We start from the raw sequence: 19,929 nt of genomic DNA, 5'->3' as shown, positions 1-19,929 counted from the left end.
ATCGGTGATCTGGTGAATGAACCCGCGCGTTTCGAGACGGGTGAGAAAGTCGCTGCTGTAGGTCATGGCAAGGATGGCTTTACGGTTTGCGGCAGCACTTGTCATGCCCCCACCCGCGCGGCCCGTTTTGACAGTTTTTCCGCATCTGGCCAGTTTGGGCCGGCTGTCGCCCACCTGCCCTGCCGCCGCACACTCGCTGGTTGCTGCTCGATGCTGCCCATGATCGCCAGTCTAACCCATTGGCCGGGCTGTAGGACAGAGCGGACAGAGACCAACAAGAGCCTCCGGCGGCCAGGGTCGCAGACCCTGGACCCGTTCGTATTGAGGCGGCTCCCAGCTATCTACTCGCCATGTATAACATGCAGGATCGCTCCATCCTGCTTGTTGATGATGATTTCAAATACGCCGCCCTTCGCTGGCTCTGGAAAGTTGCCTCGCACGATCCAGTGGGTCGGTGTGTCAGTCACTTGATAAGGGCGCTGCTCGCGGATTTGCGCTGCACCATAAACGCCGTCTGCGACGGCTTCAGCGATACCGGCTGCCGTATCCGGCGTCCTCACCAACCCTGCCGGCGGCTTGTAACCATCGCCGGGCGGACCGAGCAGCCGGGTCTCCTTGCCCACATATTGGAAGGTCGAACTGGGCTCTGAACAACCCGACAGCAGAGCCGTTGCCACGAAAAGTGCGGACGGCCACACGAATCTACGGCGCCCCCCAGCCTTCCCGCCTTCAAGTTGGTTATTCTGCATCGATCTTTGGCCCTGCATATTCGCCTGCGACTTCAATATGCGTGAAAACAGGGTCGAGCGTGCACAAAATCCCAACAAAAGTGGGTGCAGGGCCTCAGGCCCTGCCCGCCGGAGGCCTCTTCTCGCTTACTCTGCCTATCACCGCCGATAGACCTCGCGGCGGTTGCCCAGCCGGATCACGGTGATCAGCATCACGCCGTCATCCAGATCGGCGATGATGCGCCAATCGCCGACACGGTATTTCCAGAAATCGCCGAGTTCCTTGCCGCGCAGGGCTTCACCAATGCTGCGCGGGTCGTCGAGTGTGGCGACGCGGTCGCGCAGGAACGTCAGGATACGCTTGGCGATTTGCGGATCGAGTTTGCGGAGCTGCTTGGCGGCGCTGTCGGTGAGCTCAATCTGCCAGGCCATAATCCGCCAGCAGATCGTTCAGCGGCACGCGGCCTTCGGTGCCGGCGCGCACGCGGGCGAGGATTTCGGCGGAGAGGTGCGCGTCTTCCAGATCGTCGATGTGTTCGATGATGGCTTCCACCGCATAGAAGGTCTTTGACCGCCCGGTGAGGGCCGACAAAGCCGAAAGGCGGCTTTCGAGATCGGCAGGCAGGCGCAGAGAAATCGGCATGTCAGCAAATTAGCATTGCGATACACGTATCGCAACCCCTCCCCTTGCATCCCGCCGGCTTATCCCCCATCGGGCGCGGGCATGACCTTCATCTATCTGTTTCTGGCGCTGGGGCTGGCGGTGGGCTTGAACCATCCGGCGTGGGCGTGGCGGGTGTTGGCGCAGCTGGGCGCGGCGGCGGCGTTGGGCATGATGGCCTGGTCGATCTGGCTGGCCAATGGTGATGGCACCTTTGCGGCGCGCGCCAGCGATGATGTGCGGCCGTTGCTGCTGAACAGCATGGCGGTGATTGCGGTGCTGGTGACGTTGTTGCTGCTGGCGCTGGTGCCGGCGCAGTGGCGGCGGCAGGCGGAGCCGGTGCCGGACTGGAACCAGCGGCAGAAGTGGGGCCAGATCGCGCGCATCCTGCACTGGACGAGCGCGGTGCTGATGCTGGCTGCGCTGCCGATGGGGTTGTTCGTGGCGGTGCTGAAGGCCTCGCCGGAGCGCACGGAATTTCTTTCGGTGCATATCGGCATTGGCGTTGCGGTGTTTTTCCTGTTGTTGTTGCGGTGGGCGGCCCAGCACGCTTCGCCGGGCCCGGCCAGCCCGAATGGCGCGGCAAAGCTCAACAAATTGGCGCTGTATCTGGCGCTGGCGACGCTGCCGGTTTCGGGGTTGCTGCTGGCCGGGGCCACTGGCTGGTCAGTCTTGGGGCTGCACCTGCCCGAAGCCCTGCCGATGCCGCCGGCCCGCGCGTTGCACATCTGGCTTTCCGGGCTCTTCGTGGCGGCGTTCGCGGCCCATGCCGGTGCGGTGCTGTGGCATCATTTCGCGCTGCGTGATCGCCAGCTCATTCGCCGCATGCTGCGCTAGAACAAACGGCGCACATGGTGCAAGGATGGCGCCATGGCCATCCAGATTCGCACCAGCCTTGCCGAAACGGAGCTGACCGAGTTCACCCCGCACCGTCCCGCGCGCCCGGAGAAATCCGAAGGCGGCCGGCCGTTCGTGCTGAACACCGAATATACGCCCGCCGGGGACCAGCCCGCCGCCATCGCCGAACTGGTGGGCCAGGCCAACCAGGGCGAGCGCGATCAGGTGCTGCTGGGTGTGACGGGTTCGGGCAAGACCTTCACCATGGCCAAGGTGATCGAGGCGGTGCAGCGCCCGGCGCTGATCCTGGCGCCCAACAAGATTCTTGCCGCGCAATTATACGGCGAATTCAAGAGCTTCTTCCCCGATAATGCGGTGGAATATTTCGTTTCCTACTACGATTATTACCAACCCGAAGCCTATGTGGCGCGCACCGATACCTATATCGAAAAGGAATCGAGCGTGAACGAGGCCATCGATCGGATGCGCCATTCCGCCACCCGTTCCCTGCTGGAGCGCGATGACGTGATCATCATCGCATCGGTTTCCTGCATTTATGGCATCGGCTCGGTCGAGACCTATTCGGCGATGACGTTCAGCCTGAAGAAAGGCGGCTCGGCCGATCTGAAGGAGGTGGTGAGGAAGCTCGTCGCCATGCAGTACAAGCGCGGCGACCTCAGTTTCGCGCGCGGCAATTTCCGGGTGCGCGGCGACTCCTTGGAAATCTACCCCTCCCACTATGAAGACAGCGCCTGGCGCATCAGCTTCTTCGGCGACGAGATCGAGCAGATCAGCGAATTTGATCCGCTCACCGGCGAGACGGTGGCCAAGCTCGACCAGATCAAGATCTACGCCAACAGCCACTATGTGACGCCCGGCCCGACCATGAAGCAGGCCGCGGACGCCATCCGCCACGAACTGACCGAGCGGCTGAAGGAGCTGAACACCGAAGGCAAGTTGCTGGAAGCCCAGCGGCTGGAGCAGCGCACCAATTTCGATCTGGAAATGATCGCCGCCACCGGGGCATGCGCCGGCATCGAGAATTACAGCCGCTTCCTCACCGGCCGCCTGCCCGGCGAGCCGCCGCCCACCTTGTTCGAATATCTGCCGGAAAACGCCCTGCTGTTCATCGATGAAAGCCATGTGACGGTGCCGCAGATCGGCGCCATGGCCAAGGGCGATCACCGCCGCAAGGTGACGCTGGCCGAATATGGTTTCCGCCTGCCCAGCTGCATCGACAACCGCCCGCTGCGCTTTGCCGAGTGGGAGGCGATGCGGCCGCAGACGGTGTTCGTTTCCGCCACCCCCGGCCCGTGGGAAATGGACAAGACCGGCGGTGTGTTCACCGAACAGGTGATCCGCCCCACCGGGCTGATCGATCCGCCGGTGGAGATCAAGCCGGTGGAAGATCAGGTGGAAGACCTGATCCAGGAGGCCAAGAAGGTCGCCGCCGCCGGCTATCGCACGCTGGTGACGACGCTGACCAAGCGCATGGCCGAAGACTTGACCGAGTTCCTGCACGAAGCCGGCCTGCGCGTGCGTTACATGCACTCAGATGTGGAAACGCTGGAGCGCATCGAGCTGATCCGCGATCTGCGCTTGGGCGTGTATGACGTGCTGGTGGGCATCAACCTGCTGCGCGAAGGGCTCGACATCCCGGAATGCGGGCTGGTGGCGATTTTGGATGCGGACAAGGAAGGCTTCCTGCGCTCCGAAACCTCGCTCATCCAGACCATCGGCCGCGCCGCGCGCAACGTGGAGGGCCGGGTGATCCTTTATGCCGATCGCATCACCGGATCGATGGCGCGCGCCATGATGGAAACCGATCGCCGGCGCGCCAAGCAGGAGGAATATAACCTCGAACACGGCATCACGCCGACCACCATCAAGCGCAACATCGGCGATGTGCTGGCCGATGTGTCGATGAAGGATGGGCTGGTCGTCGATACGGGTGACGACGAGACCCAGCATCTCGTCGGCCACAATTTGAAGGCCTATATCGCCGATCTGGAAGAGCAGATGAAGAAGGCCGCTTCTGATCTGGAGTTCGAAACTGCCGCCGCCATCCGCGACCAGATCCGCCGGCTGGAAATGGATGAACTCGGCCTGCCGCCGGATGCACGCGCCGCCGCCGCCAAGGGCCGTGCGACGGGCGGCGTGGCCGGCACGCGCACGACGCGCTTTTCCAAGATGCAGAAGAAGGGTTTCAGCGCGAAACGGAGCGGCGCGGGGCGGTAAGCCCACCCCTAATCGTCACCCCGGCGAACGCCGGGGTCCATCGCCCGGCAGTGCCGCCGTGCCCGAAATTGGGGAGATGGGCCCCGGCGTTCGCCGGGGTGACGGTCAACGATTGGACAATTCCGCTTCTCTAACAGCAATCACGGCGGTCGCCGCGACCAGCCTCGGCTGCCGCGCCAAGGTTCACACGCCACGCCGTCGTTATCCTCATCCAGTTCCGGGCGGTAAGATGGCTCGTTGGCGTACATGCTGCCGTAACCGGCAAGCCGGGCTTCGTTGCAGTTGGCAAAATAGCGATAGGGACGGGGCTGGGCCGGTTCCGCGCCAAATATCTGCGTGACTTTCCATTTCGTCCGGAACAGCAGCTCATCTTGCTGCCAGTCCTTCAGCGTAAACCACCAGCCACCCAAGCCGCCGATCAGCAGACCACAACCAACCAGCAGCCAACGGCCAAGGTTGGGCCACTTCACCTTCATCTTCCAGAGCGTTCGCCGCAGCATCGCGCCAGGAAAACCCAGTCAGGCCGGCCCGTCAATCAGATCAGGCAGCCCACCCCGGCGCGCAGGAATTCCGCCACCAGGCCGGGGTCGCGCTCGTCGGTGAGCCGGTTGGCGATCTCGCGGATGCTCATGCGTTCAAAGCGTTCGCGGCGCAGGCCGGTCAGTTCCTGCAGGCGGCGCAACTGGCCGATGGAGAGGCGTTCGCCCAAACGGCCGCCCATGCACTGGGCCTGGCGCGGCGGCACGCCCAGTTCGGTCAGGTTGGTGGTGATGCGTTGCGCCGGGGTGGCGCAGGCGGTGAGCGCCAGCGGCAGGGCAATGAGGGCAACAAGGGCGGCAAGGCGATAAGGGCGCGGCGTCATGTCGGCTCCGAATTGATGGGGTGCGGCAACTACAGAGGTGATTAGCGTGCGTTGTCTGGCTATAGCATGAACCCATGCTTGACTATCTCGCCAGCCTTTCCACCCGCTACCCCGCGCTTGCCGATGTGAATTGGTGGCAGGGCATCGGCATCGCGCTCCTCGTGGTGGGAATCATGGAGGTGGTGGCCATCGTTTCGCACAAATATGTGATGCACGGTTTCCTGTGGGTGCTGCACAAATCTCACCACGAACCCCGCACTGGCCGGTTCGAGCGCAACGACTGGTTCGGCGTGGCCGGCGCCATCCCGTCGATGATCCTGCTGATGATCGGCACCCATTATGGCCTGCACATGCTCACCGCCATTGGTGCCGGCATCACCATGTATGGCGCCATCTATTTCTTCCTGCACGATATTCTGGTGCATCGCCGGGTGAAGCACAGCTGGAACCCGCAATGGGGTTACATGAAGCGCGTGGTGCAGGCGCACCGGCTGCACCATGTGGTGGAAACCAAGCACGGCACGGTAAGCTTCGGCTTCATCTGGGCGCCGCCAATCCGCAAGCTGAAGGCGCAACTGGAAGCTGATGGCCGCGGCCGCATCCGCGCGAGCGCCAAGATGAAGGCCGAGATGGGGATGATCGACAACGCCGAGCACTGGGCGCGGTAGGATTTTGCCGATGGCAACCAAATGCCGAGGCGCGCATTTGGCTGCGCTGGCCATAATGGTGCTCCCTGGCACCTCGGCAGCGAGCAAGAGCAATGAGCTCGCTGTTACCGTGTCGTATGCGGCACCTGATGCATGCCGTGCTTCATTCGGTAGCACGACATTCTTGCTGCCTAGCGACCGCGATGCGTTCGTTGCTGCCCTGAAGCCCTTGAGGCGCAAATATCGCAATGTGGCGGTCGTGCCTCAGGACGAGGATGTGATCTATCGCTGTATCGGCACTGCCGTGTTCTTGAGCCAAATGGCCGAATTCAAGAAGGCAAACTTCGTTTCCAAGCGTTGAGAATACCAGCACCACAATGCGCTCATTGCTCTGGGCGACGAAAGCTTTGGCTTCTCTTCACTCCGGCATCGTCCACAAGCCTTCACGGGCTGGCCCGGGCATTGGCCAACGTGATTTGCGCACCAGCGCATCGCCCAGCGCCAATGCCACCGCCTGCGCCTTTTCGGCTTTCGTCGTCGAAACCCGCTGGGCCAACCCCTCCTCCTCCAGCCCGCGCACCTTGCGGCCGATGCCGCCATAGATGCGGGCTGCGGCCAGCACAGCCCAGGCGGCGCGGTTGCCCAGTGCCGAGGTGCCGAAGCGGGCTGATTCCTCATAGTCCTCGGCCTTGAACACCAACCGCGCGACCAGCCGCGACAGCTGCCGGCGGTTGCGTTCCAGCACGTAACTGTCCGGCTCCAGCCGCACGCTGGTCAGCCAATCATCGGGGATGTAACGGCGGCCGTTCATCGCGTCTTCCACCACGTCGCGGGCGATGTTGTTGAGCTGAAAGCTCATGCCCAGATCGCAGGCGCGTTCCAGCACGGCACGCTCGTCGGGCTTCACGCCCATCACGATCGCCATCATCACGCCCACGCAGCCAGCGACATGATAGCAATAGGTGAGCGTATCATCGAAGCTGTGGAACGGCCGTTCCTCCATGTCGATGCGGAAGCCCTGGATCAGATCGCGCGGATAACGCGCCGGCATGCCGGTCTGCTGCACCACCATGGCCAGCGCTTCATAGGGCGTGCCGGGCGTGGGGTTGCCAGCCAGCGCGCGTTCGGTTTCCCAATGCACTTCGGCCAGGCGTTCGGCCGGGGGGCGGCGATCATCGTTGCGGCCCTCGCCCAACACCTGCCCATCGATCACATCATCGGTGTGGCGGCACCAGGCATACAGCAGCATGGCGCGATCGCGCGTTGGACCATCGAACAGGCGGCTGGCCAGTGCGAAGCTTTTCGAACCGCGCGCGATGGCGGTGCGGGCATTATCGAGGACGACAGACACGGATGGGCTTCTGCCCGCCTGCGCCGCGCGGCGCAAGCGGGCTGAATGGCGGAGTTCAAGCCGCCTTCTTGCCCAGCAGGTCTTCCACCATCAGCTTGCCAGTGGCCTTGGCGCTGCCCACCACGCCGGGGATGCCGGCGCCGGGGTGCGTGCCGGCACCAACGAAATAGAGGTTGGACAGCACATCATCGCGGTTGTGGGTGCGGAAATAGGCGCTCTGCCACAGCACCGGTTCCAGGCTGAAGGCGCTGCCCTGGTGGGCAAACAGTTCGGTTTCGAAATCCTTCGGCGTCCAGGTGCGCATCGTCACCAGATCGCGCTTGAGGTTGGGCAGAACCCGGCGCTCCAACGCTTCCAGGATCGATTCAGCATAACGCGGGGCTTCCTTTTCCCAATCGATATCCAGCTTGCCCAGATGCGGCACCGGCGACAGCACATAATAGGCGCCGTGGCCTTCCGGGGCGAGGCCCGGATCGGTCATCGTCGGGTGATGCAGATACAATGAGAAATCTTCCGGCAGCTCGCCGCCCTTGTAGATTTCGCTGAGCAGTTCCTTGTAGCGATGGCCAAACAGGATGGTGTGGTGCGCAACATCGGTGCGCACACCCTTCAGGCCGAAATACAGCACGAACAGCGACGGCGAGAAGCTGCGGCGCTTCATCTTGGCCGCCATTTCGGCACCGCGCGGGTGGCCGCCCAGCAGTTCCTGATAGGTGTTGACCACGTCGCCATTGGAACACACCGCATCAAAGCGGCCCGACCAGCCATCGGCGCAGCGAACACCCGTAACGCGCCCGCTGTCGGCCATGATGGCTTCGACCTTGCTGCCCATGCGCACGGTGCCGCCGATGTCCTCGAACAGCTTGACGAGGCCGCGCACCAGCGAACCAGTGCCGCCGCGCGGGAACCAGACGCCCCATTTCTTTTCGAGCGCGTGGATCAGCGCGTAGACACTGGACGTCCGGAACGGATTGCCGCCCACCAGCAGCGTGTGGAAACTGAACGCCTGGCGCAGCCGCTCGTCCTCAATGTGGCGGGACACCATCGAATAGACCGAACGGAAGGCTTCATAACGCATCAGCTGCGGCGCGGCCTTGAGCATCGACTTGAAATCAAGGAACGCTTCATGGCCCAGCTTTTCATAGCCTTCACGAAACACGTTATCCGAAAATTTCAGGAATTCCTGATAGCCGGCAACGTCTTTCACGTTGAGTTCGCCGATCTGGCGCAGCAGTTCCTTTTCGTCGTTGGAATAATCGAAAACCGTGCCATCTTCCCACATCAGGCGGTAAAACGGCATCACCGGCATCAGTTCGACATAGTCCGACAATTTGCGGCCAGACAGCTCGAACAATTCTTCGAGGCAGGTCGGATCGGTAATCACGGTCGGGCCGGCATCGAAGATGAAGCCATCGTCTTCAAACACATAGGCACGGCCACCCGGCTTGTCGCGGGCTTCGATCAACGTGGTCTGGATCCCGGCCGATTGCAGGCGGATGGCCAGCGCCAGGCCACCAAAACCGGAACCAATCACTGCGGCAGTCGTCATCTTATCCCCAATTCATATTTGACCAGCGTGCCCAGCGCCCGCAGCGGCGGGATGGGCGGCCGGCCGGAAAACACCTTCGGCCAGTCATTCCAGCGATTGTCGGCGGCATAGAGCCGGCCCACCAGATCGTCTGGATGTTCATAGAAACGTTCCATGATCGTACGCCGTTCCTCGTCCTGCGCGGCAAGAAACAACATGCGATTCAGGATGCGATACATCCCCCGGCTGTTCCACACACGCACCGCATGGTCGCGGCAGGCGCGGTGGATGGTCGCGGCGTCGAACGCCGGCAGCGCGGCGATCAGATCGGCCATGCGCACGGCATCGGGGAAGCTGTAGCCGGTCACCGGGTTGAACAGGCCGGCACCCAGACCGACACGCGCGACGCCAGGCACGCCTTCATCCAGAAACTTCTCGATATCGCCGCCAATGGCGAGCGGCAGGATGCCGGCTTCCTCGCGGGTGACGGCGGTGATCTGCCAGCCCTGGGCCACGGCATAATCGGCGATATGCTGGCGCAGCAGATCGGGCGCCAGATCGCGGCCGTCAGAAAAATACGTGTCCTCGATCAGCAGATGCCGGGGGCCAAAGGGCAACGTGTAGATGAAGCGATAGCCATCCTGCTGCGGCACGGTCGCATCCATGATGATCGGGCCGGCGAGGCCGTGCGGTTCGGCCAGTTCCACTTCCTGGCCGAGGAATTTCTGCCACCGCAGATCGAGCGCGGTCGATTTGCTCTGGCCGCGGCCATCGATCACGGCGTTGCAGGTCAGCACGCGCTGATCGGCGAGCGTCACGCTGGTCGGCGTCATCGCCACCACCGGCACGCCGGTGATGATGCGCTCCGGCGGCAGCGCCTTGGCCACTTCCGCCGCCAGCCGATCGCTGTTGCTGCTGCCATAACCCACGTTCAGCGTGCGGGCATGGCGCGGGAAGCGCACCGAATAGCAATCCCAGCGATGCGCAAACAGCGGCTGGGTCCAACGGCGCTGTTCTTCATTGATGTCGAGGCCGAACGAGGACCAGGTGTGATCGCCGCCAATAGCCGGCCCGGCTTCGACGATGGCCACGCGCAGTTCCGGGCGCAGTTGCGCCAGGCGCAACGCGATGAGGCCGTTGGCAAGGCCGCCGCCGGCCAGGACAAGATCGAAATCCGGTGTCACGCTTGGCGTGTTACCCGCGCACCGCCGCCGGGGGAAGTGGCGGTTTGCCGCTGTGATTGCGTGGGCGCAATATTATGCGTATCTCACCTCCGCACCCAGCAAGAGGCAAGCCCCCATGAATGCCCCCGTCGCCAAAAGCGAATTCATCCCGGCCGATCTGCCGGAACCGACCTACGCCGAGCTGGAGCATATCCCCGGCATGGTCCCGGCGCGCTTTCCGATCCTGCGCACGCTGAAGTTCCTCGCCAACCCGCTGGGCCGCAGCCGCGAATTGTTCGAGCAGCATGGCCGCATCGTGCGCCGCCAGGATTTCGGCGGCTGGGGCGTTTCGATGATCGGCCCGGAAGCCAACGAGATGATCCTGTTCAACAAGGACAAGATCTTCTCCAGCGAACTGGGCTGGAACCCGGTGCTGGAACTGCTGTTCCCGCGCGGGCTGATGCTGATGGATTTCGAAGAGCATCGCATCCACAGGAAGACACTCAGCGTCGCCTTCAAGACCGAGCCGATGCAGCATTATTTCACCCAGCTCGATGAAGGCATCACCCGCGGGCTGGCGAAATGGCCGAAGGGCAAATCGCTGAACTTCTACCCATCGATCAAGTCCCTCACCCTCGATCTCGCCGCCACCAGCTTCCTAGGCGTGCCGTGGGGCGGCGAGGCGGAAAAGATCAACAAGGCGTTCTGCGATATGGTTGCGGCGTCGGTTGGCGTGATCCGCAAGCCGCTGCCCTTCACCGCCATGAAGCGCGGCGTCGATGGCCGCGCCTTCATGAGCCAGTATTTCGCCGGCGAAATCCCCAAGCGGCGCGGGGTGGACGGCAACGACATCTTCACCCAGGTCTGCAACGCCCGCGACGAGAATGACCAACTGCTCACTGAGCAGGACATCATCGATCACATGAACTTCCTGATGATGGCCGCGCACGACACCACCACATCGTCGATCACCTCGATCGTGTGGTGCCTGGCAAAATATCCGGAATGGCAGGACAAGCTGCGCGAAGAAATCAAGGGCATCCGCGAGCGCCACGGCAAGCTGACCTATCAGACGCTGGGCGAGATGGAACTCACCGACATGGTGTTCAAGGAAGCGCTGCGGCTGATCCCGCCCGTCCCGTCGATGCCGCGCCGCGCCGTGAAAAGCTTCACCTTCCAGAACCATGTCGTGCCGGCTGGCGCGCATATCGGCGTCAACCAGATGATCAGCCACCGCCTGGAAGAATATTGGCCGAACCCGGAGCATTTCGATCCAACGCGGTTCACCGCCGAAAACAGCCGTGGCCGCCACAAATATGCCTGGGTGCCGTTCGGCGGCGGCGCCCACATGTGCCTGGGCCAGCATTTTGCCTATATGCAGGTGAAGATGTTCTTCTTCGCGCTGCTGGAAGGCCATCGCATCGTGGCGGAAAAGCCGCTGGGTGACGTGGAAAGCGATTTCCGCATGTTCCCGATTCCCAAGCCCAAGGATGGCCTGCCCGTCCGGATCGAGGCGATCTGATGAGTGGCGGCAAGAAGCGCAATTGGTGGCGCGGGTTGGGTTACGGGCTGGCGGTGTTCGCCGGCCTGATCGCCGTGCTGTGGGCGGTGTTCGCCACGCCCGATATTCCGGTTGAAACGCTCAAGGCCAAATATGCCAATGAAGCCAGCCAGTTCATCGAACTGTCGCCCGGCACCACCATTCATTTCCGTGATGAAGGCCCGCGCGATGGTTTCCCGGTGGTGCTCGTCCACGGCAGCGACGCCTCGCTGCACACGTGGGAGCCGTGGATGCAGCGCCTCACCGCCAAGGGCTATCGCGTCATCACGCTCGATCTGCCGGCGCATGGCCTGTCCGGCCCAACGCCGCAGGGCCTCTACACTGGTGCGGCCTATGCCGGCATTGTTGAACAGCTGGTGGACAGGCTGGGCCTGAAGCGTTTTGCGCTGGGCGGCAATTCGATGGGTGGAGGCGTTGCCTGGCGCTATGCCGTCTCGCATCCGGAACGGCTGTCGGCACTGATCCTCGTTGATGCCAGCGGCAAACCGATGCCCAAAGGCTCCTCCCCGCCGCTCGGCTTTCGATTAGCCCGGATTCCCGTGGCGCGCGACATATTGGCCACCGTTACCCCGCGCGTGATTTTCGAAAAATCCTTCGCCCAATCGATTTCGAACCAGGCGATCGCCACGCCGGCGATGATCGATCGTTATTGGGAACTGCATCTTTATCCCGGCAACCGCCGCGCCACGGTGCAGCGCTTTGGCCAGTACAGCGGCGACGATGGGGCAGCAGACAAGCTCAAGTCCCTCACCGTGCCAACGCTGATCCTGTGGGGCCGCGAAGACAAGCTCATCCCAGTTTCAGTGGCGCAATGGTTCAACAGCCAGATCAAGGGCAGCCGCGTTACCATCCTTGATGGCATCGGCCATATCCCGATGGAGGAAGCGCCCGATCGCAGCCTGGCGCCAGTGCTGGAATTGCTGGAACGGACAGGCCAGCCCTTCCCCATCGGCGCCGGAGACGCGGTCGTGCCGGTCGGCGGGGTCAGCTGATCAGCGCAACGCAAACACCGTCGCAAAGCGCCTGAGCCAGCCGATCATCGCGTCGTGCGCAGAATCGGAAAGCGTGATGAAGGCGCGGCGGGCGTCACCCGGATCGGTGCGGCGCACGAACACGCCGGCTTCACTCAGGCTGCGCACCCAGCGCAGTGCCGTGGTGGTGGGCACGGCGGCGGCCACGCACAGGCTGGAAACGGCAACATCCACCCCCTCCATGCGCGCCGCCACCAGATCGAGCAGCATGTCCCACGCCGGATCGCCGAACAGATCAGCGGGGAAATGCCGTTCGCGATCGCGGCGCAGGCGGATGAGCCGGCGCACCATCGCGGCTGAAACCTGCGCTTCGCCATCGCCTTCGGTATCGCGCGCCAATTGCGCCAGTGCATCGGCAATGCGCCGGGCTTCGGCGGACAGCGCCGAGATATGCTCGGCCGTGCCGGCCTGTTCGGCCACCCGCCAGCCCTGCCCCTGCTGAAGCACGCGGCCGGCCACAGTGGCGATCGTGTCTTCATCATCGCCGGCCAGCACGAAGCCATCGGCCCGATCCAGCCACCGCGGCAGCGGGGCCTCGCCGACCGCCACCAGCAGCGGCAGCGCCAGCCGATCGATGAACAGATCATCAAGGGCCGAATCGGCCGGCACCAGTGCCAGATCGGCCATCACGGCGAGCGGATCGTCGTTTGGCGCCACCAAACGCCAGCCAGGGCCAACCTGTGGCCAGTCTCCGCCCAGTGCCAGGATGCGACATTCGTTCATGACAGGTCCGTATTGGAGAAGTTCTGCCCAATTGATGCCACAGCCTGCATCATACTGGAAGCATTCGTGCCCTGTACAAAGCCATTCACCCTGTAACAGCAAGTGCACACCAGTTGGGGCAAACGAGAACTGGTGCCAGCTTGGTTATTATTGCGTTAAGGATTATCCGGCATGCGGGGCAAATCCAGGCATAGTTCACCAGTTGCGGTGCGTACTGATCTGCAATTGGCCGCATTGGTCGGCATCAGCCCGGCCATTGCTGCCATCCGCAGTGAAATCGACAAGATTGCCGATGCCGATGCCTCGGTCTTGATCACCGGGCCATCGGGCAGCGGCAAGGATGTGGTCGCCCGGCTGCTGCACCAGAAAAGCCGCCGCGCCGCCCGGCCGTTCGTGGCGCTGAACTGTGCCGCGGTGCCGGCCGATCTGCTGGAATCCGAACTGTTCGGCCATGAACTGGGTGCCTTCACCGGCGCCGTGAAGGCCCGCGCCGGCCGGTTCGAGGCGGCGCACGGTGGCACGCTGTTCCTGGACGAAGTGGGCGACATGCCAGCCGCGATGCAGGCCAAGTTGCTGCGCACGCTGGAAACACGGGTGATCGAACGGGTGGGCGGGATGTTGCCGATCGCCGTGGATGTGCGGGTGGTGGCGGCAACATCGGTGGATCTCACCGCCGCCATCGCCGCGGGGCGCTTCCGCGCCGATCTGCTCTACCGGCTTGATGTCATCCACATCGCCATGCCGCCGCTCAACGAACGGCCGGAAGATGTGCCCTGCCTGGTGCAGCATTTCCTGTCAGCTGCCGCGCGGCCGGCCCGCTTCACGCCTGCGGCGCTGGAGGCGCTGGCCGGCCTGCCGTGGCCGGGCAATGTGCGGGAACTGAAGAACTTCGTCGAACGCGCCTGCATTCACCACGGCGGCGACACCATCGGCCGCGAGGCGCTGGCCCAATTGCTGCGCGGCGCCACCTCGCCGCCCCAAATGTCCTTGCTGCCGCCGCCGGCACGGCCGAACGAGATTGCGCCGCCAAGCAGCCTGGAATTGCCCGATCACGCCCCACCCGCGCTGCTCGGGCCGGACGGGGTGGATCTGAAACAGCTGCTGGCCGATCTGGAACAGGCCTATATCCGCGAAGCGCTGGCCTTGTCGGGCGGCACCATCGCGCGCTGCGCCCGCCTGCTCGGCCTGCAGCGCACCACGCTGATCGAAAAGATGCGGCGGATGCAGATTGCGGTGGCGGATTAACTGTCGCGCCCTCAATTCTCACTGCGGGTCCAGAAGGCGATCTGCTGATCCAATTGCACCTGCGTGGCGCGGGACTGGGCCACAGCCCGGTCCATCGCGGCAAACTGGCGGGTGAGCAGGATGCGCTGCACATCGGCCGCGCGGTTCACCTTTTCAAGATCGGCGTTGGCGCGGTCGCGTTGGCGGGTGAGGCCCTCACTGGCCGTCACCGCCAATTGCGCGATGCTCTGCAGCCGGTTCGGCCGTGTCGGGCTGGCTGCGCCCGAAAGCTCGCGCAGCAGGGCTTCGGCATCGCCCAGCCGCGTTGCCGGCAGATTGGCCAGCTGCGCCGTGTTCACCGTGATGCTGCCGTCGCGCTGGATGCTCACGCCCAAGTCAGCGAGGCGCAGGCCATTCGCCTGGCTTACCGGCTGGGTGATCAGCCGGGTGATGCGCTGATCGAGCGCGCGAGCAGTGGGATCATTGGCCAGCGGGCCGGGCTCCTCGCCATCCTGGGGCGGCCGGCGGAAATCGCCGATCAACTGCCGCATCGCCTGCAGCGTGCCAACGAAATCGGCGAGCGCCCCCGAAATCGCCTGACCGTCACGCGCCGCAGTGATCGCCACGCCGGCGGTGGTGGTGCGCTTCAGGTTCAGCCGCGCGCCGGCAATCACATCCTCGATCCGGTTCGTGCCCCGCGTGATCGCCACCCCGTCCACCACCAGCTCCGCATCCTGCGCCGCTTCGCCCAAACCCAAGGTTTCGGTGCCGGGCGTGTGGTTGAAGCGTTCAAGACCAGCCCCGTTGGCTGCAGCGCTGATGACGAAGGCATTTTCCGCCCCTTCCGGCCCGCGCAGTACCAGCGTGGCGCTGCCGGCGCTGGCGATGATGCTGGCGGTGACACCGGCGCCCGACTCGTTGATCGCGCGGGCCAGCCCGGCCAGCGTGTTATTCTCTGCCGTGATGGTCACGTTCACCGATGGCCGCGTGCCGGCAGCGAAGGTGAAGCCGCCGCCAACAACGGGCGTGCGGCGCCCGAACTGAAAGCTCAGCGTGCCCAGCCCGACCGGATCGCTGCCGCTGGTGAACGTCGCGCTGTTCAGCCGCTGACCGCCCGCCAGCCGGTTCACCACCACCCCCGACGCCACTGTACCGGCCGGGCCAATGCCCACCCGCTCCACGCCGATCGCGGCATCACTGCTGGCCAATTGCACGCCCAACTCGCCGGTGCGCACGCGGCTGTCGAGCGACGTGGCAATGCCGGAAAGTGCCGAGCGCAACTGCCCCAGCGCCGAAATGCGGGCGGTGAGCGTTTCCACCCGTCGGGTCAGCGGCGCCGATCGCACCTCGCGTTCCACATTCACCAGCCCATCGACCAGCGCCCGGCTGTCCAGCCCGGAACCAGCGTTGAAGGCAGTGAGCACATTGGTGGCCATGGCAAATCCTCAAATGCTCATAACGGCAGCGGCGCGCCGGGTTTGCGGGGCTGGCCGTTCTCATCGAAGTCCAGCGCCGGCGGCACGAACACATCCGGCACCGCTTCGCCTTCCGGATCATCAAAGCGCATTACGAAGGCCAGGATCGTCGCCACCGCCTGGAACAGTTCCGGCCGCACCATCTCGCCCCGCTTCGCCGACCAGAACAGTGCACGCGCCAGCCGCGGCGTGCGGATGATCGGCAGCTTCAGCTCCTTTGCTGCCGCAATCAGCGCGTGCGCCATGTCGAGCCGGCCCTTCTCCACCACAACCGGCGCTTCATCCTCACCCGCCCGATAGCGCAGCGCCACGGCAAAGTGCGTCGGGTTCACCACCACCACGCTCGCCGTCGCCAGCCCCTTCTTCATCCGTCCCTGTGCGGCGATCATCTGCGCGCGCCGCACCGCCGCCTTCAGTTCGGGTGCGCCCTCATTCTCGCGGGATTCGCGCTTCACTTCTTCGCGGCTCATCATCAACTGCTGTTCACGCCGCCACCAGGTGAAACCGGCATCAATGGCGGCCACCGCCAGCAGCAGCAGAGTCGCCGCCATCGCCAGCCGCAGAAGCGCCGCGCCAATCATCGGCATCCCGCCCTCCTCCAGCCCCACAAGGCTGGGCAGCAACGGCTGCAGCACCATCACCGCCAGCACCACCATGCCGCCAATCTTCACCAGCGCCGTCGCCGCCCCCGCCACCCCCTGCCAGCCAAACAGCCGCTTCAGGCCATTCAGCGGCGACAGGCGGGAGAGTTTCGGCGCCGCCAGCCCCGCACTCACATGCCGCGTCACCGCCAGTTGCAACCCGAACGCCGCCACCGCCACCATCACGAACAGCGCCAGCGGCCACGCAATCGGCAGCCGCGGCAACAACCCGCGCGGATCGGCCGCTGCGGCCCCGACCAACGAGTCCGCCAGAAACCCGGCCAGATCCTGCCACAACGCCTGGCCGGCCACGGCCAGGAACAACGTCGCCACCGCCAGGCTGCCGGCCGGGGCCAATTCCTTCGGCGCAAAGACATTGCCATCCTCCAGCGCCTTCTCGCGCCGGCGCGGTGTTGGCTTTTCGGTCTTCTCCCCCGCCATCAGCCGAGCAGACCCAGCGCGGATTCAAGCGCCTGCGCCAGCCGGCCAAACAGATGCCCGAACAGCAGCGGCAGTAGTGTCACGAACGCCAGCAGCAGCGCCGCCGGCCCCACCGCCATCGCCGAAAGCTGCGGCGCCGCCCGGTTGGTGATCGCCACCACCGCATTGGCCAGCAGCAGCACCGCCAGGATCGGCAACGCCACCTTCAGCCCCCACAGGAACATCAGGCCTCCGAAGGCAGCGATATCCGCAAGTTCCAGCACCGGCACCGTCATCGTGGCCAAAAGCGCGAGCAATTCCAGATGCACATCGCCAGCCAGCAGCGCCACCCAGGCCAGCGTGGTAAACAGGGCTGACAGCACGCCGGTGTTGGCCTGCGCCAGCTGCGCAAAGCCCAGCCCCACCATCTGCGCCAGCATTTCCCCCGCCAGCCCGGCCGCACCAAAGGCCAGCGCCAGCCCCGCCACCAACCCGGCCAGCATTTCGCCCGGCACATCCGCCCCGCTCAACACCGGCGCGCCGGGCCGGAACGCGGCAAACACGGCCAGCGCCGCCACCAGCGCCAGTCGCCCGCGCCATGGCAGATCGGCGCCGGCAATATTGGGCAGCAGCACCACCATCGCCAGCGGGCGCACGGCGGCCAGCATGAACCGCATCAGCCATTCCAGCCCATCAACGCCCGGGATGGCGGTGTTCACCTGATCGCCCCCACCATGTCGGTCAGGCCCCGCTCCAGATAATCCGCCAGCCCCAGCATCAGGCCCTCCCCGGCAATGGCCGTCACCATCACCAGCGCCGCCAGCTTGGGCAGGAAACTGATGCTGCTTTCCTGCACCGAAAAGATCGTCTGGATCAGGCCCACCACGATCGCCACCACCAGCAAGGGCACCAGGAACAGCGCCGCACTGCCGGCAAACAGCAGCACCGCCTCGCGCGCCAGATCGCCCAGCATCACATCGTCGGGGGCGTTACCGCTCATGATCCGAAACTCTTGGCCAGCGCGCCCAGCACCAGGCTCCAGCCATCAACAATCACGAACAGCGCGATCTTCAGCGGCAGACTCACCGTGGCCGGCGATACCATCATCATCCCCATCGCCATCAGGATCGACGCCACGATCAGATCGATGATCAGGAACGGCAGATAGACCACCAGCCCGATTTCCAGCGCCGTCTTCAACTCGCTCGACACAAACGCCGGCATCACCACCGGCAACGGCACATCGCTGGGCCGCGCATAAGGCCCGCCGCCGGCAATTTCGGCAAAGCGCGTCAAATCCTTGGTGCGCGTCTGGGTGAGCATGAACGCCTTCAGCTCCGCCCCTGTCCGCGCCAGCGCCTGCTCGGCGGGCAGGCTGCCAGCCACCATCGGTTTCCACGCGCCATCGTAAATCCGGTCGAGCTGCGGCTTCATCACGAACACGGTCAGCAACAATGCGGTGCCCACCAACAACTGGTTGGGCGGGCTCTGCCCCAGCCCCAGCGCCTGCCGCAGGATCGCCAGCACGATGGCGATGCGGGTGAAGGCCGTCATCATCAGCAGCGCCGCTGGCAGCAGCGTCAGCGCCGTCATCAGCAGCAAGATCTGCAGAGACGCCGACAGCGGCGGCAGGTTCAGCACTTCGTTCATTCCGCAGTCTCGCCCAGCAGGCTCAGCCCGGCGCGCGACTGGCCAACCAGCAGGCGCTTGCCGCCAAACTCCACCACCAGCAACCGGCTGCCGGGGCCAAGGGGCAGCGATTGCACCACCTGGGCGTGGCGGGCCGGCAGGCTCCAACCGGGCGCGCGGCGGCGCAAGCCGTCCACCAGCGCGCCGATGGTCAGGCGGCCTCTTCCCTCTTCCTTCGTCGCCCCGGACTTGATCCGGGGCCCCGCTGTTTCCTTCACTCCATCCTCGCCAAGAAAGCGGGGCCCCGGATCAAGTCCGGGGCGACGGTGAAGGAGTGTGTTTGCCCCAATCACAACCCGTTCCCCGGCAGCACCTCGGTCAGGCGCACGCCAAACTTGTCGCCCACGCTCACGATTTCGCCGCGCGCCACCAGCCGTTCGGAAATCAGCACGTCCACCGGCTGATCCACCCGCCGATCGAGCACATGCACCTGGCCCGGTGCCATGTTCAGCACATCGGTCAGTTTCAGGCGGATGCCGCCCACTTCAATCGCCAGCCGCACGCTGATCGCGCCAAAACCACCCAGGCGGGTCACATCATGGGGCGGATCGGTGGGCTGGCCCTGCATGTTGCCGGGGTCGATGGTCATGTGCGGTCTCCGATGGGTTTGAGGGCAAGGGCGGTGATGCTGGCCTGTTGGCGGCCATCCGGCAGCGGCGCGAGGCTCGCGAGTGCCACCTGGCAATCGCCCAGCCGCACCGGCATGTCGGGGCAGGCGTTGAAACCAATGATCAGGCCGGGTTCCAGCGGCAGCAGGCGCATCAACGGCACCTCTTCTTCCGCAATGCGCACGGCCAGCCGCATCGGCAGCGTGAACAGCGCCTCGCCCAGCAGCACCGGCGGCTGCACCGGCACCGGATCGGGCGGCGCGGCCAGGCGGATGCTGCCCACCACGCTGGTTTCCGGCGCAACCGTGGCCAGCACATCCAGCGTGATGTGCGGCCGGCGGCGGCCAGCGGGCCACAGCCGGTGGGCCAGGGCGAGCAGTTGATCGCCCAGCAGCCTTGCATGGCGTGCGGTCACCACGCCGGAAATCTGCGCCACCGGCCGGGCCACATCGCCGCCCAACCGGATGGTCGCCAGCAGCGCCCCCAATTCCGGCGCGATATCGGGCGCGCCGGGCGCCAGACCGCGCCCGGGATGCACGCTC

At 64.7% G+C, this 19,929-nt stretch carries 24 protein-coding genes; 7 read left to right on the top strand and 17 right to left on the bottom strand.

Annotated elements, in window-relative coordinates; translation table 11 throughout:
• Positions 1-341: 341 nt before the first annotated feature.
• The 3 genes from RT662_RS03965 to RT662_RS03955 form a co-directional block, all read right to left on the bottom strand.
• Positions 342-749, bottom strand: coding sequence for an NTF2 fold immunity protein (locus RT662_RS03965; RefSeq protein WP_313669351.1), 408 nt, complete (start codon positions 747-749; stop codon positions 342-344).
• A gap of 138 nt (positions 750-887) precedes the next feature.
• Positions 888-1,160 (bottom strand): type II toxin-antitoxin system RelE/ParE family toxin, encoded by a 273-nt coding sequence (locus tag RT662_RS03960; protein ID WP_313669350.1) that lies wholly within the window; start codon positions 1,158-1,160, stop codon positions 888-890.
• On the bottom strand, positions 1,144-1,371 hold the full coding sequence (locus tag RT662_RS03955) for a TraY domain-containing protein (protein ID WP_313669349.1): 228 nt from the start codon (positions 1,369-1,371) through the stop codon (positions 1,144-1,146). The genes RT662_RS03960 and RT662_RS03955 overlap by 17 nt, the downstream gene beginning before the upstream one ends.
• Before the next feature lie 81 nt (positions 1,372-1,452).
• Here RT662_RS03955 and RT662_RS03950 point away from each other — a divergent pair, with 81 nt between their 5' ends.
• Positions 1,453-2,226, top strand: coding sequence for a cytochrome b/b6 domain-containing protein (locus RT662_RS03950; RefSeq protein ID WP_313669347.1), 774 nt, complete (start codon positions 1,453-1,455; stop codon positions 2,224-2,226).
• A 33-nt stretch (positions 2,227-2,259) separates the two neighbouring features.
• Positions 2,260-4,464 carry an excinuclease ABC subunit UvrB gene (gene uvrB / locus RT662_RS03945; protein WP_313669345.1) on the top strand — a complete coding sequence of 735 codons (2,205 nt, stop codon included), beginning with the start codon at positions 2,260-2,262 and terminating at the stop codon, positions 4,462-4,464.
• Between the two features lie 140 nt (positions 4,465-4,604).
• Here uvrB and RT662_RS03940 read toward each other — a convergent pair whose 3' ends face one another.
• Together RT662_RS03940 and RT662_RS03935 are read right to left on the bottom strand one after the other, a co-directional pair.
• The gene (locus tag RT662_RS03940) at positions 4,605-4,964 is read right to left on the bottom strand and encodes an excalibur calcium-binding domain-containing protein (RefSeq protein WP_313669343.1); all 360 of its coding nucleotides are present in this window, start codon (positions 4,962-4,964) and stop codon (positions 4,605-4,607) included.
• Positions 4,965-4,999: 35 nt separating this feature from the next.
• A complete protein-coding gene (locus tag RT662_RS03935; protein WP_313669341.1) occupies positions 5,000-5,326 on the bottom strand; it encodes a hypothetical protein in 327 nt (108 codons plus the stop codon).
• 74 nt (positions 5,327-5,400) lie between these two features.
• Between RT662_RS03935 and RT662_RS03930 the strand changes: the two genes are divergently transcribed.
• Positions 5,401-5,994, top strand: a complete 594-nt coding sequence (locus tag RT662_RS03930; protein ID WP_313669340.1) for a beta-carotene hydroxylase — start codon at positions 5,401-5,403, stop codon at positions 5,992-5,994.
• Positions 5,995-6,031: 37 nt separating this feature from the next.
• A complete protein-coding gene (locus RT662_RS03925) occupies positions 6,032-6,334 on the top strand; it encodes a hypothetical protein (RefSeq protein ID WP_313669338.1) in 303 nt (100 codons plus the stop codon).
• A gap of 57 nt (positions 6,335-6,391) precedes the next feature.
• Here RT662_RS03925 and RT662_RS03920 read toward each other — a convergent pair whose 3' ends face one another.
• From RT662_RS03920 to crtY, 3 genes are read right to left on the bottom strand one after another with little or no spacing between them, the layout of a single operon-like run.
• Positions 6,392-7,324 carry a phytoene/squalene synthase family protein gene (locus RT662_RS03920; RefSeq protein ID WP_313669336.1) on the bottom strand — a complete coding sequence of 311 codons (933 nt, stop codon included), beginning with the start codon at positions 7,322-7,324 and terminating at the stop codon, positions 6,392-6,394.
• A gap of 55 nt (positions 7,325-7,379) precedes the next feature.
• On the bottom strand, positions 7,380-8,873 hold the full coding sequence (locus RT662_RS03915) for a phytoene desaturase (protein ID WP_313669334.1): 1,494 nt from the start codon (positions 8,871-8,873) through the stop codon (positions 7,380-7,382).
• Positions 8,870-10,036, bottom strand: a complete 1,167-nt coding sequence (crtY, locus tag RT662_RS03910) for a lycopene beta-cyclase CrtY (RefSeq protein WP_313669333.1) — start codon at positions 10,034-10,036, stop codon at positions 8,870-8,872. The genes RT662_RS03915 and crtY overlap by 4 nt, the downstream gene beginning before the upstream one ends.
• Before the next feature lie 115 nt (positions 10,037-10,151).
• On the opposite strand from crtY, the gene RT662_RS03905 reads away from it, so the two are divergent.
• Positions 10,152-11,537: a cytochrome P450 gene (locus tag RT662_RS03905; RefSeq protein ID WP_313669331.1), complete on the top strand. Its 1,386-nt coding sequence runs from the start codon at positions 10,152-10,154 to the stop codon at positions 11,535-11,537.
• Positions 11,537-12,568, top strand: coding sequence for an alpha/beta hydrolase (locus RT662_RS03900; RefSeq protein WP_313669330.1), 1,032 nt, complete (start codon positions 11,537-11,539; stop codon positions 12,566-12,568). Before RT662_RS03905 ends, RT662_RS03900 begins: the two co-directional genes overlap by 1 nt.
• On the opposite strand, the gene RT662_RS03895 is transcribed toward RT662_RS03900, so the two are convergent.
• On the bottom strand, positions 12,569-13,330 hold the full coding sequence (locus RT662_RS03895; RefSeq protein ID WP_313669329.1) for a hypothetical protein: 762 nt from the start codon (positions 13,328-13,330) through the stop codon (positions 12,569-12,571).
• A 207-nt stretch (positions 13,331-13,537) separates the two neighbouring features.
• Between RT662_RS03895 and RT662_RS03890 the strand changes: the two genes are divergently transcribed.
• A complete protein-coding gene (locus RT662_RS03890; RefSeq protein ID WP_313669327.1) occupies positions 13,538-14,575 on the top strand; it encodes a sigma-54 dependent transcriptional regulator in 1,038 nt (345 codons plus the stop codon).
• Between the two features lie 11 nt (positions 14,576-14,586).
• Here the strand turns inward: RT662_RS03890 and fliD are convergent, their stop codons facing one another.
• From fliD to RT662_RS03850, 8 genes are all read right to left on the bottom strand, one after another.
• Entirely contained in the window at positions 14,587-15,990 is a 1,404-nt protein-coding gene (gene fliD, locus RT662_RS03885; RefSeq protein WP_313669326.1) for a flagellar filament capping protein FliD, read from the bottom strand.
• A 17-nt stretch (positions 15,991-16,007) separates the two neighbouring features.
• Positions 16,008-17,111 carry an EscU/YscU/HrcU family type III secretion system export apparatus switch protein gene (locus RT662_RS03880; protein WP_313669325.1) on the bottom strand — a complete coding sequence of 368 codons (1,104 nt, stop codon included), beginning with the start codon at positions 17,109-17,111 and terminating at the stop codon, positions 16,008-16,010.
• Positions 17,111-17,809 (bottom strand): flagellar biosynthetic protein FliR, encoded by a 699-nt coding sequence (locus tag RT662_RS03875; RefSeq protein WP_313669324.1) that lies wholly within the window; start codon positions 17,807-17,809, stop codon positions 17,111-17,113. The genes RT662_RS03880 and RT662_RS03875 overlap by 1 nt, the downstream gene beginning before the upstream one ends.
• Positions 17,806-18,090, bottom strand: a complete 285-nt coding sequence (locus RT662_RS03870; RefSeq protein WP_313669323.1) for a flagellar biosynthetic protein FliQ — start codon at positions 18,088-18,090, stop codon at positions 17,806-17,808. Before RT662_RS03870 ends, RT662_RS03875 begins: the two co-directional genes overlap by 4 nt.
• Positions 18,087-18,740, bottom strand: a complete 654-nt coding sequence (fliP, locus tag RT662_RS03865; protein WP_313669321.1) for a flagellar type III secretion system pore protein FliP — start codon at positions 18,738-18,740, stop codon at positions 18,087-18,089. Before fliP ends, RT662_RS03870 begins: the two co-directional genes overlap by 4 nt.
• Positions 18,737-18,997 carry a flagellar biosynthetic protein FliO gene (locus RT662_RS03860; RefSeq protein WP_313669319.1) on the bottom strand — a complete coding sequence of 87 codons (261 nt, stop codon included), beginning with the start codon at positions 18,995-18,997 and terminating at the stop codon, positions 18,737-18,739. The genes fliP and RT662_RS03860 overlap by 4 nt, the downstream gene beginning before the upstream one ends.
• A gap of 71 nt (positions 18,998-19,068) precedes the next feature.
• Positions 19,069-19,368, bottom strand: a complete 300-nt coding sequence (locus tag RT662_RS03855; RefSeq protein ID WP_313669317.1) for a FliM/FliN family flagellar motor switch protein — start codon at positions 19,366-19,368, stop codon at positions 19,069-19,071.
• Positions 19,365-19,929 (bottom strand): hypothetical protein (locus tag RT662_RS03850; protein ID WP_313669315.1); only part of this gene is annotated, 565 nt, incomplete at its 5' end. The genes RT662_RS03855 and RT662_RS03850, both read right to left, overlap by 4 nt.

The sequence above is a fragment of the Sandarakinorhabdus sp. genome (genome assembly GCF_032115815.1).
GTDB lineage: Bacteria > Pseudomonadota > Alphaproteobacteria > Sphingomonadales > Sphingomonadaceae > Sandarakinorhabdus.
Note: the sequence above shows the minus strand (reverse complement) of the source record. Positions and strands in the feature narration are given on the sequence as shown.